Source organism: Paracoccus sp. (in: a-proteobacteria) (genome assembly GCF_035556475.1).
Taxonomy (GTDB): Bacteria; Pseudomonadota; Alphaproteobacteria; order Rhodobacterales; family Rhodobacteraceae; genus Paracoccus.
In genome coordinates this window covers 18,494-31,402 of the sequence record NZ_DATMFA010000068.1, presented here as the reverse complement: position 1 = coordinate 31,402, position 12,909 = coordinate 18,494, and the positions used below count along the sequence as shown (strand labels likewise).

14 protein-coding genes are annotated in these 12,909 nt (G+C 65.9%); 5 read left to right on the top strand and 9 right to left on the bottom strand.

The window, feature by feature from the left end:
* Nucleotides 1-29 precede the first annotated feature (29 nt).
* Entirely contained in the window at nt 30-497 is a 468-nt protein-coding gene (gene rnhA, locus VNQ78_RS08455; RefSeq protein ID WP_325688629.1) for a ribonuclease HI, read from the top strand.
* The gene (locus VNQ78_RS08450) at nt 494-1,126 is read left to right on the top strand and encodes a trimeric intracellular cation channel family protein (RefSeq protein WP_325688627.1); all 633 of its coding nucleotides are present in this window, start codon (nt 494-496) and stop codon (nt 1,124-1,126) included. Before rnhA ends, VNQ78_RS08450 begins: the two co-directional genes overlap by 4 nt.
* On the opposite strand, the gene VNQ78_RS08445 is transcribed toward VNQ78_RS08450, so the two are convergent.
* Complete coding sequence (locus VNQ78_RS08445) at nt 1,123-1,446, bottom strand: VOC family protein (protein ID WP_325688625.1); 324 nt, start codon at nt 1,444-1,446, stop codon at nt 1,123-1,125. The two genes, VNQ78_RS08450 and VNQ78_RS08445, sit on opposite strands and share 4 nt — an antisense overlap.
* 46 nt (nt 1,447-1,492) lie before the next feature.
* Nucleotides 1,493-1,894 carry a group III truncated hemoglobin gene (locus VNQ78_RS08440; RefSeq protein WP_325688624.1) on the bottom strand — a complete coding sequence of 134 codons (402 nt, stop codon included), beginning with the start codon at nt 1,892-1,894 and terminating at the stop codon, nt 1,493-1,495.
* Between the two features lie 194 nt (nt 1,895-2,088).
* Here VNQ78_RS08440 and ileS point away from each other — a divergent pair, with 194 nt between their 5' ends.
* A complete protein-coding gene (gene ileS / locus VNQ78_RS08435; RefSeq protein ID WP_325688622.1) occupies nt 2,089-5,010 on the top strand; it encodes an isoleucine--tRNA ligase in 2,922 nt (973 codons plus the stop codon).
* Between the two features lie 28 nt (nt 5,011-5,038).
* Here ileS and VNQ78_RS08430 read toward each other — a convergent pair whose 3' ends face one another.
* The 5 genes from VNQ78_RS08430 to VNQ78_RS08410 all read right to left on the bottom strand — a co-directional run bounded on the left by VNQ78_RS08430 (nt 5,039) and on the right by VNQ78_RS08410 (nt 9,375).
* Nucleotides 5,039-6,169 carry a hypothetical protein gene (locus tag VNQ78_RS08430; protein ID WP_325688620.1) on the bottom strand — a complete coding sequence of 377 codons (1,131 nt, stop codon included), beginning with the start codon at nt 6,167-6,169 and terminating at the stop codon, nt 5,039-5,041.
* Nucleotides 6,170-6,833: 664 nt separating this feature from the next.
* Nucleotides 6,834-7,676, bottom strand: coding sequence for an ATP-binding protein (locus VNQ78_RS08425; protein ID WP_325688618.1), 843 nt, complete (start codon nt 7,674-7,676; stop codon nt 6,834-6,836).
* Nucleotides 7,669-8,523, bottom strand: coding sequence for a twin-arginine translocase subunit TatC (tatC, locus tag VNQ78_RS08420; RefSeq protein ID WP_325688616.1), 855 nt, complete (start codon nt 8,521-8,523; stop codon nt 7,669-7,671). The genes VNQ78_RS08425 and tatC overlap by 8 nt, the downstream gene beginning before the upstream one ends.
* An 18-nt stretch (nt 8,524-8,541) precedes the next feature.
* On the bottom strand, nt 8,542-9,042 hold the full coding sequence (gene tatB, locus VNQ78_RS08415; RefSeq protein ID WP_325688614.1) for a Sec-independent protein translocase protein TatB: 501 nt from the start codon (nt 9,040-9,042) through the stop codon (nt 8,542-8,544).
* Between the two features lie 21 nt (nt 9,043-9,063).
* Nucleotides 9,064-9,375: a twin-arginine translocase TatA/TatE family subunit gene (locus tag VNQ78_RS08410; RefSeq protein WP_325688612.1), complete on the bottom strand. Its 312-nt coding sequence runs from the start codon at nt 9,373-9,375 to the stop codon at nt 9,064-9,066.
* Between the two features lie 163 nt (nt 9,376-9,538).
* On the opposite strand from VNQ78_RS08410, the gene VNQ78_RS08405 reads away from it, so the two are divergent.
* Nucleotides 9,539-10,165: a MarC family protein gene (locus VNQ78_RS08405; RefSeq protein ID WP_325688610.1), complete on the top strand. Its 627-nt coding sequence runs from the start codon at nt 9,539-9,541 to the stop codon at nt 10,163-10,165.
* Nucleotides 10,165-10,740: a retropepsin-like aspartic protease family protein gene (locus VNQ78_RS08400; RefSeq protein ID WP_325688608.1), complete on the top strand. Its 576-nt coding sequence runs from the start codon at nt 10,165-10,167 to the stop codon at nt 10,738-10,740. Before VNQ78_RS08405 ends, VNQ78_RS08400 begins: the two co-directional genes overlap by 1 nt.
* A gap of 16 nt (nt 10,741-10,756) precedes the next feature.
* On the opposite strand, the gene VNQ78_RS08395 is transcribed toward VNQ78_RS08400, so the two are convergent.
* On the bottom strand, nt 10,757-11,206 hold the full coding sequence (locus tag VNQ78_RS08395) for a DNA polymerase III subunit chi (RefSeq protein WP_325688606.1): 450 nt from the start codon (nt 11,204-11,206) through the stop codon (nt 10,757-10,759).
* On the bottom strand, nt 11,206-12,807 hold the full coding sequence (locus tag VNQ78_RS08390) for a leucyl aminopeptidase (protein ID WP_325688605.1): 1,602 nt from the start codon (nt 12,805-12,807) through the stop codon (nt 11,206-11,208). The genes VNQ78_RS08395 and VNQ78_RS08390 overlap by 1 nt, the downstream gene beginning before the upstream one ends.
* Nucleotides 12,808-12,909 lie beyond the last annotated feature (102 nt).

Sequence of the window (12,909 nt, the reverse complement as noted above, 5' to 3'; positions counted from 1 at the left end):
CGCGAGGGTTCGGCGGGGCGGTCTTGCGCATGACCGAGCTTTTTGCATGGACCGACGGCGCGTGCAGCGGCAATCCCGGGCCGGGGGGCTGGGGCGTGCTGATGCGCGCGATGGACGGCGAAAGCATCCTGAAGGAGCGCGAGCTTTCCGGCGGCGAGGCGGCGACGACCAATAACCGCATGGAGCTGATGGCGGCCATCGCTGCGCTGGAGGTTCTGACCCGCCCCACCAGCCTGACCGTGACCACCGACAGCGCCTATGTGAAGAACGGCGTGACCCAGTGGATCCACGGCTGGAAGCGCAATGGCTGGCGCACGGCGGACCGCAAGCCGGTGAAGAATGCCGAGCTTTGGCAGCGTCTCGACGCGGCGCAGGCACGCCATCAGGTGCGCTGGGAATGGATCAAGGGCCATGCCGGCCATCCCGAGAACGAACGCGCCGATGAACTGGCGCGGGCCGGAATGGCGCCCTACAAGCCCCAGAAAGCCGCTGGATGACGCCAGAGCTGCTGACCGAGCTTCTGGACCATGCGAGCGTCCTGATCTTTGCCCTGACCGGGGCGCTGGTCGCAAGCCGGGCGCAGCTCGATCTCGTCGGCTTCATCTTCTTCGCCACATTGACCGGCATCGGCGGCGGCACGCTGCGCGACCTGCTTCTGGGCCAGGATCCGGTCTTCTGGGTCGGGCGCCCCTCGCTCTTGATCCTGACTTCGGCGGCGGCGACGCTGGTGTTTTTCACCGCCCACCTCTTTGAAAGCCGTTACTGGCTGCTGCTCTGGCTCGACGCGCTGGCTTTGGCCGTCGCGGTGCCGGCAGGCGTCGGTGTGGCGATCGAGGCGGGCGCCCATCCCGCAGTCACAGTGGCGATGGGCGTGATCACCGGAACCTTCGGCGGCATGGCGCGCGATGTCGTGGCCAACGAACTGCCCATGGTGCTGAAACAGGGCGAGCTTTACGTGACCGCCGCCTTTGGCGGCGCGGTCGCGACCGTGGTGCTGATGGCGGTGGGATGTCCACAGCCCTATGCCCTCCTCGCCTGCGCGGTGGTGGTGCTGGGCTTGCGGGTGGGCAGCCTGACCCTTGGCTGGCAACTGCCCACCTATCGCGCGCGGCCGCCCCGCAACTAGCGTTCGGACCAGACCGCCATCTCGGTCCCGCCCGGCTCGCGGAACTGAAAGCGGCGGCCGCCGGGGAAGGCGAAGATCGGCTTCGTGATTTTGGCCCCCGCCCCCGCCACACGCTCCAGCGCGGCTTCGAGGTCATCCGCCTTCAGGATCACCAGCGGCGGCGCAAGCGGCGCGGCGGCGATCCCGCCCGAGATCCCCGCATCGGCGAGTTCCTGATATTCGGGACCGTAATCGTTGAACCCCCAGCCAAAGGCCCGGGCGAAGAAGTCCTTGGTCGCTGCGATGTCGGGAGAGGTGAATTCCAGATAGTCGATCTTCATGGCAACCTCCGGTTTGTTCCCGTTTTGTTTTAGGTTGCCGGATCGCTCAGCGCAAGACCGGAGGTCCGCCGCCACGCCGGGCCATGTTCTCGACCCCCATGCGCAGACCCGCGCCGATGCGATGGGCAAGCGCCGACCAGCCCTTTGCCGTCTCCTCGGGCAGAGTGCGCCGCAGCGTTTCGTCAAAGAGCATCAGCCAGATCGCGAAATGCGCTGGCTCGACATTCCCGGCCCGCCGATGGGCCTGCATCGGGCTGCCGTCATAGCTGCGCTCGTAAAGGATCGCGTTGCGCCAGAAGGCCGCGATCTTTGCCTCATGCGCGGGCCAGTCGGTGATATGCGCGGCGAAGACCGGGCCAAGCACTTCGTGGCGGCGGATGGCGGCATAGAAGACCGCGACGACGCGGTCGATCTGCTCGGATGTGACGGGAAAGCGCGGAGGGATCATGCCGCCGATATGGGTCGAGGGCCGGCGCGACGCAAGGCGGCGGCTTGTCGCGCTTGCAGGGGCCGCACCCGTTTCCTATAACCGCGCGCATGTTCATCGAGGGCCGGATCTTTCGAATTATCCGCCCGGCGGCGTAGGGGTTCCTCGCCGCCGGGTTAAGCGCGCCTGCCCCGTGACCGAAGGATTCCCGCCAGATGAGCGAAACTACAGATACCGCGCCCGACTATCGCGACACCGTTTTCCTGCCCCAGACCGATTTCCCCATGCGCGCCGGCCTGCCCAGCCGCGAGCCGGAATGGCTGGACCGCTGGGAGCGGATGGGCATCTATGACCGCCTGCGCCGCAAGGAAGGCCGCAGCCCCTTCATCCTGCATGACGGCCCGCCCTATGCGAACGGCCATCTGCATATCGGCCACGCGCTGAACAAGGTGCTGAAGGACTTCATCACCCGCAGCCAGCAGATGATGGGCCGCGACGCGCGCTATGTGCCGGGCTGGGATTGCCACGGGTTGCCGATCGAATGGAAGATCGAGGAACAGTATCGCCTGAAGCAGCAGAACAAGGATGACGTCGACGTCGTCGAGTTCCGCCAGGAATGCCGCAAATTCGCCGAAGGCTGGGTCGAGACCCAGCGCGAGGAGTTCAAGCGCCTCGGCATCATCGGCAAGTGGGAAGACCCCTACCTCACCATGAACTATCACGCCGAGGCGGTGATCGCGGCCGAGTTCATGAAGCTTCTGATGAACGGCGCGCTGTATCAGGGCTCGAAGCCGGTGATGTGGTCGCCGGTCGAAAAGACCGCGCTGGCCGAGGCCGAGGTCGAGTATCACGACCATACCAGCCACACGATCTGGGTGCGGTTCCCCTTGCAGGCCTCGCAGGGTATTTGGGAAACGATGAAAGACGCGAGCGTGGTGATCTGGACCACGACGCCCTGGACCATCCCGCAGAACCGGGCCGTGGCCTATAACCCGACGATCGCCTATGGCCTATATGAGGTCGGAGCGGTGGCGGAAAACTCGACCGCGAAGACTGGCGAAAAGCTGATGCTGGCCGATGCGCTGGCCGAAGCCGTGATGAAAGCCGCGAAGGTCGAGGGCTTCACCCGGTTGCGCGACGTTCCTGCCGCGGAGCTTGAGGGCGTGGTGCTGGCCCATCCCTTCCGCGGGGTCGAGGGCGGCGAGGGCGAATGGGATTACGACGTTCCGCTGCTGCCGGGCGATCATGTCACCGAGGATGCCGGGACGGGCTTTGTCCATACCGCGCCCAGCCATGGCGATGACGATTATCAGCTTGGCCTGAAGTTCGGGCTGCCGATGACCTATAATGTCGAGCCGGATGGCAGCTATCGCGCCGACCTGCCGCTGTTTGGCGGTCAGGCGATCCTGACCCCCGAGGGCGCCGAAGGCCCGGCCAATGTCAGCGTCATCAAGCAGCTTGCCTATGCCGGCGCGCTGCTGGCCAAGGGCAAGATCAAGCACAGCTATCCGCATAGCTGGCGCTCGAAAGCGCCGCTGATCTATCGCAACACCCCGCAATGGTTCGCCGCCATCGACAAGAAGCTCGAGGACGGCATGGGTGAATATGGCGACACGATCCGCACCCGCGCGCTGGCCTCGATCGACAAGCTGGTGCGCTGGACGCCGCAGACCGGCCGCAACCGCCTGTTCTCGATGATCGAGAACCGCCCTGACTGGGTTCTCTCGCGCCAGCGCGCCTGGGGCGTGCCGCTGACCTGTTTCGTGAAGAAGGGCGCGCGCCCGGACGATGCCGATTTCCTGCTGCGCGACCCGCGCGTCAATGACCGTATCATCGAGGCTTTCGAGAAAGAGGGCGCAGATGTCTGGTATCTTGCCGATTTCAAGGCGCGGATGCTGGAAGGCGTGGCCGATCCCGAGGCTTACGAGCAGGTCATGGACGTGCTGGACGTCTGGTTCGATTCCGGCTCGACCCATGCTTTCGTGATCCGCGACCGCGCCGATGGCTCGCCCGACGGGATCGCGGACCTGTATCTGGAAGGCACCGACCAGCATCGCGGCTGGTTCCATTCCTCGCTGCTGCAAGCCTGCGCCACCAAGGGCCGCGCGCCCTACAAGGGCGTGCTGACCCACGGCTTCACGCTGGACGAGAAGGGCATGAAAATGTCCAAGTCGCTTGGCAATACCGTGGCCCCGGCTGATGTGATCAAGGAATATGGCGCCGATATCCTGCGCCTCTGGGTCGCGCAATCCGACTATACCGCCGACCTGCGCATCGGGAAGGAGATCCTGAAGGGCACCGCCGACAGCTATCGCCGCCTGCGCAATACGCTGCGCTTCGTGCTGGGGAACCTCGACGGTTTCAGGGACGCCGAGCGGGTCGCGGTCGAGGACATGCCCGAGCTGGAGCAATGGGTGCTGCACCGGCTGGCGCAGATCGACCACCAGCTGCGCCGGGGCTATGACGCCTATGACTTCCAGGGCGTGTTCCAGACGGTGTTCCAGTTCGCGACCGTGGACCTGTCGAGCTTCTACTTCGACATCCGCAAGGACGCGCTTTACTGCGACGCGCCGGACAGCCTGCGCCGCCGCTCGGCCCGGACGGTGCTGGACATCCTGTTCCATCGGCTGGTGACCTGGCTTGCCCCGATCCTGCCCTTCACCATGGAAGATGTCTGGCTGAGCCGCTTCCCCGGCGAGGAAGAATCGGTGCATCTGCGCGACTTCCCGGTCACGCCCGCCGATTGGCTGAACGAGCCGCTGGCCCGGAAATGGGAGGCGATCCGCCGCACCCGCCGTGTCGTGACCGCCGCGCTGGAGGTCAAGCGGACCGACAAGGTGATCGGGGCCAGCCTCGAGGCCGCGCCGGTGGTTCATGTCGAGGACGCCGAGGTGCTGAAGGCGCTGAAATCGGTCGATTTCGCCGATATCTGCATCACCTCGGACCTGAGCCTGACAGCCGATCCCGCGCCGGGCGAGGCATTCCGGCTGACCGACGTGGCGGGCGTGGGCGTTGTCTTTGAACTGGCCGAGGGCGAGAAATGCCAGCGTTGCTGGAAGATCCTGCCCGATGTCGGAACCCATCCGCATCCCGCGACCTGCGCGCGCTGCGATGACGTCCTGAGCCACGCGGAGTGAAGAAACGGGGCGTCGCGAAAGCGGCGCCCTATCGTTTCCAGAGGCCCTGTTTCTTCAACTGCTGCCGGGTGCGCCCTTCGTTCAGGGGCAGGCTGCGGTCGAACATCGGACGGATCCGATCGCGGCCGACCCCGTTCACCACGAAATCCTGCGCCATCGGCCAGTCGCCGATCCTGTCGCTCAGCGGGGGCTGCCGCATGAGCGCCTCTAGCGTATTGACCGCACGATCATCTTCACGGGCGTAAAGCAGCGCGAGGTCGCGGTAATGGCAGGTCACCGCGCCATCCAGCCCATCGAGTTCGGGGCCGGGCCGCCCTCCGCCAAGCGCATGGATCACCAGCGGCAGCGCGACTTGATCGAGCAGAACCTCGACCGACTGGCAGGCCAGCGCCTCGCCCGGCTCGTCGCGGATCCCGAGGGCGAAGTCTAGGAAGCGCTCACCGAAGGCGCGCGGATCGGGGCCGAGAAACCAGCCGGCGTTGAAATAGAGATAACGCTCCCAATGCTCGTCAGGCTGGGTCTTGTCCAGCGAGCTGGCGAAATCCAACCCGAAGCGGTCGTAGAGCGAGCGCCAGATGTCGCTGTATCCCGGTCCGTAAAGCGGCGGTTCGGGCCAGGTGCCGGTCCGGCGCATCGAGGCCGTGGGCCGCGAGAAGTCGATGGCAAGTTCGGCCAGTTCGCCCGTGACCAGCGTGTCGCTGTCGAAAAACACGAAAGGCGCGCCCGCAGGCAGCACAGACAGCGCCTCGATCTTGTTGCCATGGGGGTAGCCCTGGCCGAAATGCTGGGCGGTGAAGGGCGTGATCTCGGCCCCGAAGGCGGCGAGGGCGGCGCGTTCGGCATCGGTCAGGGCGACATCCGCCCCCGCCCAGGCCCCGTCCGCGCGCGGCTCGGCGATGATCAGGCGTCCGCGCCAGTCGGGCGCGTTGCGGCGAAGGCTCGCGGCAAAAAGCAGCGCCTCGCGCGCAAGCCGGCCTTTCTGGGCGATGACGAGGATGTTGAAGGCGGCGGGTTCCCCCCCGGCGCGGCCCCTTGCCCCGGAGGGCAGTTCCTTGCCCGTGACACGCGAGGCGCGCCGCGCCTCTCGCTCCTGCTGGCGGATCGCTTGCCGCTCCTGTCGCAGCGCCTCGCGCTCGGCCCGATTTGCCGCTTGTCGCACTGCGCGTAATGCCGCCTTGTCGTCCAGGTTATTTCTGTCTGAAACCGGAGGATTATCCCCAGTCTGCTTCGGAGTTTCAGACAAGGCCACGTCCTGCACCTCGGAAATTGAAAATCGGGACACCAAGGTCCGTTTGCAGTTCACTCAATCGCCGGGAGAGTTTCAAGCCTTGAGATGAAAACAGATTGAGAAACGCAATTTATGGTTGAGAGGTGCGGATAATCGGCAGCGCATTGCAACAACTGACGCGGTGATCGAAATTTCACGCAAAACTTCACCAAAAAGTCAGGTTTCAACTGCTCCGCTTTCAGGGCAGTTTGAACGCGCCAGAGTAGTGATCATTTTGTTATCTTGTAAGGCCGACCGGGTGAGGCGGGCAAGGCTCTCACCCGGTCGAGATTTCTTAATATATTCTTAAACAATTCGTCGCTGTCGATATTCAAGTGAATTCAATGGCGCCAATTCGCCGAAATTCTTTGCTCCGGCCCTATGGCTATGCCGCGACATCCTGCCAATCCGCAAGAAATTCCGTTCTCGGCGGCGCAGTTGGATGATTATGCTTGATAATTAAGCGCGTGCCGCGACGAGGGGCAATTGCCTTGCCCCTTCAGGTCGCTGGTCGCCCGGCTCGAATCAAGACGCCCTGCCAAATCGACCACCGGGGTCAGACCGAAATGCCCTGCCGCCCCGCGAGATCGGTGAAGAACTGCCAGGCCACGCGACCCGAGCGCGCGCCACGGGTGGCCTGCCACTCGATCGCTTCGGCGCGCAGCTCCTCGTCGGCGACGCGGACGCCATAGGCGTCGCAATAGCCCCGGACCATGGCAAGGTACTCGTCCTGATTGCAGGGATGGAAGCCCAGCCAAAGCCCGAAGCGGTCCGACAGCGAGACCTTCTCCTCGATCGCCTCGCCCGGATGGATCGCGGTCGAGCGTTCGTTGTCGATCATGTCGCGCGGCATCAGGTGGCGGCGGTTCGATGTGGCATAGAGGATCACGTTCGAGGGCCGTCCTGCGATGCCGCCATCCAGCACCGCCTTCAGCGACTTGTATTGCGTGTCGTCATGGCTGAAGGAGAGGTCGTCCGAGAAAAGGATGAAGCGCCGGTCGCTGGCCCGGCCGAGGATCGCAAGCAGCCGTGAGACCGAGCCGAGATCCTCGCGCGCGATCTCGACCAGCACCAGCGGCAGGCCGCGCCCGACAGCCTCGGCATGGACGGCCTTGACCAGCGAGGATTTCCCCATCCCGCGCGAGCCCCAGAGCAGCGCATTGTTGGCGGCATGGCCGCGCGCGAATTGCAGCGTATTGGCCAGCAGCGTATCGCGCGCGCGGTCGATGCCGATCAGCTGGACCAGATCGACTCGGCTCACTTCGGCCACCGGCTCGAGCCGGTCGGGATCGGGCTGCCAGACATAGGCCGTCGCCTCGGTAAAGCTGGGTTCGGGCGCAGGCGGGGGGGCCATACGCTCCAGCGCGGCGGCGATACGGGTCAGGGCCTGATCAGACATCTTCTTCTTCCAGTTCGCGCTTCTTCTCCATCCGGCGGACAAGGAAGATCGAGATTTCGTAAAGCCCGTAGATCACGCTGAACAGCACGACCTGACTGATGACATCGGGGGGCGTGACCATGGCCGCGAGGATCAGGATCACGATCACCGCATAGCGCCGGACGCTGGCCAGCCCCTCGGAGGAGACGAGCCCGGCCTTGCCCATCAGGGTCAGCGCGACCGGCAACTGGAAGCTGAGGCCGAAGGCCAGGATGAACTTGGTGGTCAGCCGCAGATATTCCTCGACCGAGCCTTGGAAGACGATCCCGGCCCAGGGGTGGTCGGGATCGGGCGGCGCCGCCGCGCCTGCCGCCGCCGTCGGATCGTCGGGCAGCATCAGCGGCCCCTGCTGGAAGCCCAGGAAGAAGTCGAAGGCCCAAGGCAGGATGACGTAATAGGCGAAGGCCGCGCCGATCAGGAACATGACCGGAGAGGCGATCAGGAAGGGCAGCAGCGCGTTCTTCTCGCTGCGGTAGAGACCCGGCGCGACGAAGCGCCAAAGCTGGTAGCCGACGACCGGGAAGGCCAGCACGAAGCCGCCGAAAAAGGCGATGCGCATGGCCACGAAGAAGCCTTCCTGCAATTTCAGCAGGATCAGGCCGCAGGTCTGGCCGCGCTTTTCCAGCGCATGGCAGATCGGCTGGGTCAGGAAGTCGAAGATCGGGTTCCAGACGAAATAGCACAGGACCATGGCCAGAACGAAGGCCAGCACCGACCAGATCAGCCGCGTGCGCAGCTCGGCCAGATGCTCGATCAGGGGGGCGGAAGAATCGTCGATATCATCCGACTTGGCAGATTTAGTCGCCACGCGGCAGCCTTTCCTGTCCTATTGGTCCGAGCGGCGGACCGCGTGCAATCGCCGCCTGCCGCCTGCCGTATCGCCCTCGGCCCCCGCAGCCGGCAAGGGCGCGGCAATGCCGGGCGCGGGCGGAAGCGCGTCTTCAGCAGCCGGTTGCGCGGGCGCGGCAACCTCCTTCGGCGCCGCCGGGGCCGAGGGATCGGGCACGGGAGAGGTCTTGCCCGCCGCATCCTTCGGATTCAGCGGATCCCATTTCTCGAACCGCTCGGTCGCCCGTTCCAGCGCGTCGAGGCCAAGCGCGCGCTTGGAGGTGAGCGAATTCACGTCCTTCAGCGCCTTGCCCGCCTCGTCGAGACCGGAGGACTTGGCCGCGTCCTCCATGGCGCTGGTGAATTCGCGCGCCATGCCGCGCGCGCGCGCCGTCAGCCTTCCCAGCGTATGAAACAGCTTGGGAAGATCCTCGGGACCGATGACGATCAGCGCCACAACGCCGATCAGCAGAAGCTCACTCCAGCCGACATCCAGCATGACCGTTCGATGCGCGCCGGATCAGAGTTTGTTCTGATCGGCCGGCGTCACGTCGCGCAGCCCGCCATCCGCAGCCACGCGGGCGCGCTCGGCGTCAAGTTTCGCGCGCTCGGCCGCCAGTTCGGCGCGGGCCTTCGCGATATCCTCGGGAGAGTTGAGTTCGAGTTCCTTGGCCTCGACCTTGTCCTCTTCCGCGCCGTCCTTGACGCCCTTCTTGAAGGCGGTGATTCCCTTGCCGACCTCGCCCATCAGGGACGAGACCTTGCCGCGCCCGAACAGGACCAGAACCACGATTGCGATCAGCAAAAGCGCCATGGGGGAAGGTGCGTGCATGTGTTTACCTCCGTGACACGACATTTCGCTGCCGTGCATTAGCATAGACTGCATCTGATATAGGACCCGCAGGGACTTGGCGAAAGCCCCAAACGCGTGATGCGCCAAAGCGTGACGGGGCCGCTTCACAGGTGCCGCGTTACAGGCCATACTGGCCTAACCCATGGACATGACCCAGATCATCAGCGCATTTGTGACACTTTTCGTGGTCATCGACCCGATCGGACTGGTGCCGATTTTTATCGTGCTGACCCAGGACATGCCGCCGATCCAGCAGCGCCGAATCGGCTGGCGGGCAATCGGCATCGCCGCCATCCTGCTCATGCTCTTCGGCCTTGCGGGAGAGGCGCTGCTGACCGCAATCGGGATCTCGCTACCGGCCTTCCGCATCGCGGGCGGGCTTTTGCTGTTTCTGACCGCGCTCGACATGTTGTTCGAAAGACGCACCCGCCGGCGCGAGGGGCAGACCCGCGACACCCCGCCGGGCGACGACCGCGACGACCCATCGGTCTTTCCGCTGGCGACGCCCCTGCTGGCGGGGCCGGGCGCGCTGACCACCATCATCCTGCTGATGAACCAGAGCCCGGGCGCCGCGCATACGGCAATGATCCTTGTCGTCGTGCTGGTCGTGCTGGCGATCGTCGCGCTGCTTTTCGTGCTGGCCGGGCCGATCGCGCGGCTTCTGGGACGGACGGGCACGATGGTGATGACGCGGCTGTTCGGAATGCTGCTCGCCGCGCTCTCGATGCAATTCGTGATCGACGGGCTGAAGGGGTCGGGGCTGGTCTGATGGGGGACGGGATCGCGCGTTTCGCCTATCTCGTGCTGCTGCTGGTCGCCATCGGGGGCTTCCTGCTGGTCGAATTGCGGGCCCAGCCCGGCCGCACGCTGCGGCTGGCGGCGGCATGGGGGATGATCTTTCTGGGCGTCATTGCCATCGCCGGGCTGTGGGGCGACATCCGCCACAGCATCATACCGCAGGCGCGGATGATCGGCGACGACCGGATCGAGGTGCCGATGGGCCCTGACGGCCATTTCCACCTGACGGCCCAGGTCAACGGAACGCCCGTCCGCTTCATCGTCGATACCGGGGCGACGACGATCGCCCTTGGCCAGCGGGACGCCCGCCGGGTCGGGATCGATCCTTCGCGCCTCGGCTATGCCGGGCAGGCGCGCACCGCGAATGGCACGATCGCGACGGCAAGCGTGATGCTCGACACCGTGACCATCGGCGAGATCAGCGACAGCGACGTGCCGGCGCTGGTGCTGCGCTCGGACCTCGACCTGTCACTGATGGGGATGTCCTATCTTTCACGCTTCGCCCGCGTCAGTATCGAGGGGAACCAGCTGGTGCTGGAACGCTGACGGGCGCAAGGGGGCGCTACTGCTTGCGCTCCCAGCGGCCATCGGCCTCGGACCAGTATTCCGCGGTGACGCCGGCGGCCCGGATCTCGCGCCATTGGGCGCGCGCCCGCTCCAGCGCCTCGGGATCATTGCCGTCGAAAAGAATGCAGATCCGGTCCAGGCCCGCGCATTCGTCCTCTGCCACGGCAGCGCCGTCGAGTGCGATCAGGCAGCGGGGCGCGTTCGCCGCCGCCTGACCCTCGACCGTCAGCAGGACGGGCTGGCGGGTGTCATGCGGCCCTCCGGCAAGGCCATGGGGCAGGAAGCCCTCGCCCAGCCAGAGGGTTTCGTCCAGTGCCGCCTGTCGCGCGCGATCCCTGCCCCGCAGCTCGACCCGCCAGCCGGCCTGCAGGCTTTTGCCGATCAGCATTGGCAAAAGCTGCGCCGGCCCCGAACGGGTCAGGTGATAGAACAGGGCCGAGCCCATCAGGCCTTGGCCTCGAACCGGTCGCGGATCAGCCGGTTCAGCGTGGCGACACCCCAGCCGCTGGCGCCCTTGGGCGCCATGTCGGTCGCGGCGGGCGGCAGCGCCACCCCGGCGATGTCCAGATGGATCCAGGGCGTGTCCTTCTTGACGAAGCGCTGGAGGAACTGCGCCGCCGTGATCGACCCGGCCGCCCGGCCGCCGCTGTTCTTCACATCGGCGAGGCGCGAGTTGATCAGCTCGTCATAGGCCGGGGCCAGCGGCAGGCGCCACGCCCCCTCGCCCTCGGCGCGCGCGGCGGCAAGCAGCTGGTCGGCAAAGCCGTCGTCATTGGCAAAGACGCCGGCATTCTCGTGGCCCAAGGCGACGATCACCGCACCCGTCAGCGTGGCAAGGTCGACCATGGCCTTGGGCTGGAACCGCTGCTGCGCATACCAGAGCACGTCGGCCAGAACGAGGCGGCCCTCGGCGTCGGTATTGATCACCTCGATCGTGTCGCCCTTCATCGAGCGCACGATGTCGCCCGGCCGCTGGGCCTTGCCGTCCGGCATGTTTTCGACCAGCCCGACCAGTCCGACGACATTGGCCTTGGCACGACGCAGGGCCAGCGTGCGCATGACACCGGCGACGACGCCCGCGCCGCCCATGTCCATGGTCATCTCCTCCATCCCGGAGGCGGGCTTGATCGAGATGCCGCCGGTATCGAATACGACGCCCTTGCCGATCAGCGCCAGCGGCGCTTCATCCCCGCCGCCGTTCCAGCGCATCACCACGACCTTCGAGGGGCTTTCCGACCCCTGCCCGACGCCCAGCAGCGCGCGCATTCCCAGTTTGGCCAGCTCCGCCTCGTCCAGAACCTCGACGTCGAGGCCAAGCTCGCGCATGGCAAGCAGCCGGTCGGCGAAATCGCCGGTCGTCAGCACGTTCGCGGGCTCGCTGACAAGGTCGCGGGTGAAATGGACGCCCTCGACCAGCGCCGCGCCATCCGCCGCCTTGCGGGCCAGCCCCTCGGGATCGGCATGGACAAAGACCACGCGCCCGCGACGCGCCGGACTGGCCGTGACGGTCTCGGCGGCCTCGCCCGTCCCGGCGGCATCCGAAAGGCGCGCATCCTCGGCCGCGCCGGTATGGCTGGTCGTTTGCGCGGGATCCGCCGCAGCCTCGCTTTCGCTGACCGTGACCGGGCCCGATTTCGCGGATTTGTAGGCGTTGAAGTCATAGGCCCGCAGCGCCAGCCCCAGCGCGACCTCGGCCGCCTGCGGATGATCGCCGGCCAGAACCACCGTCTCGGCCTTGCCAAGCTTCGCGCCGATCGTCGCGCCGGCCTTGCGGGCGGTCAGGGCGTCGGTCCGCCAGGGCAGCGCGACAAGCTGGATCGCCTGCGCCTCGATCCCGGCCGGGAAGGCAAGCTCAAGCGACCCGCCCGGCTTCACCTCTTTCCATGCATCCGAGCCGACGGCGCGCAGCAAGGCGGCGCGCGTCACGCGCGGCAGGCGCGTCGGCAAACGACCGCTCGGAGGCACGAGAATGGCGATGCGTCCCTTGCGCGTGGCAAGATTGGCGCTTTCGCCTGATGTGAAAGAGATTTCAACCGGATGAGTCATCGTGCTGCTCCTCGCATTGATCCGTCTGGGCGGAAACTAGTCGGCGATGCGCAACTTGACCAGAGCCGGGGCTTTCGCAGAGGCTATACTCCGGCTAAGCAA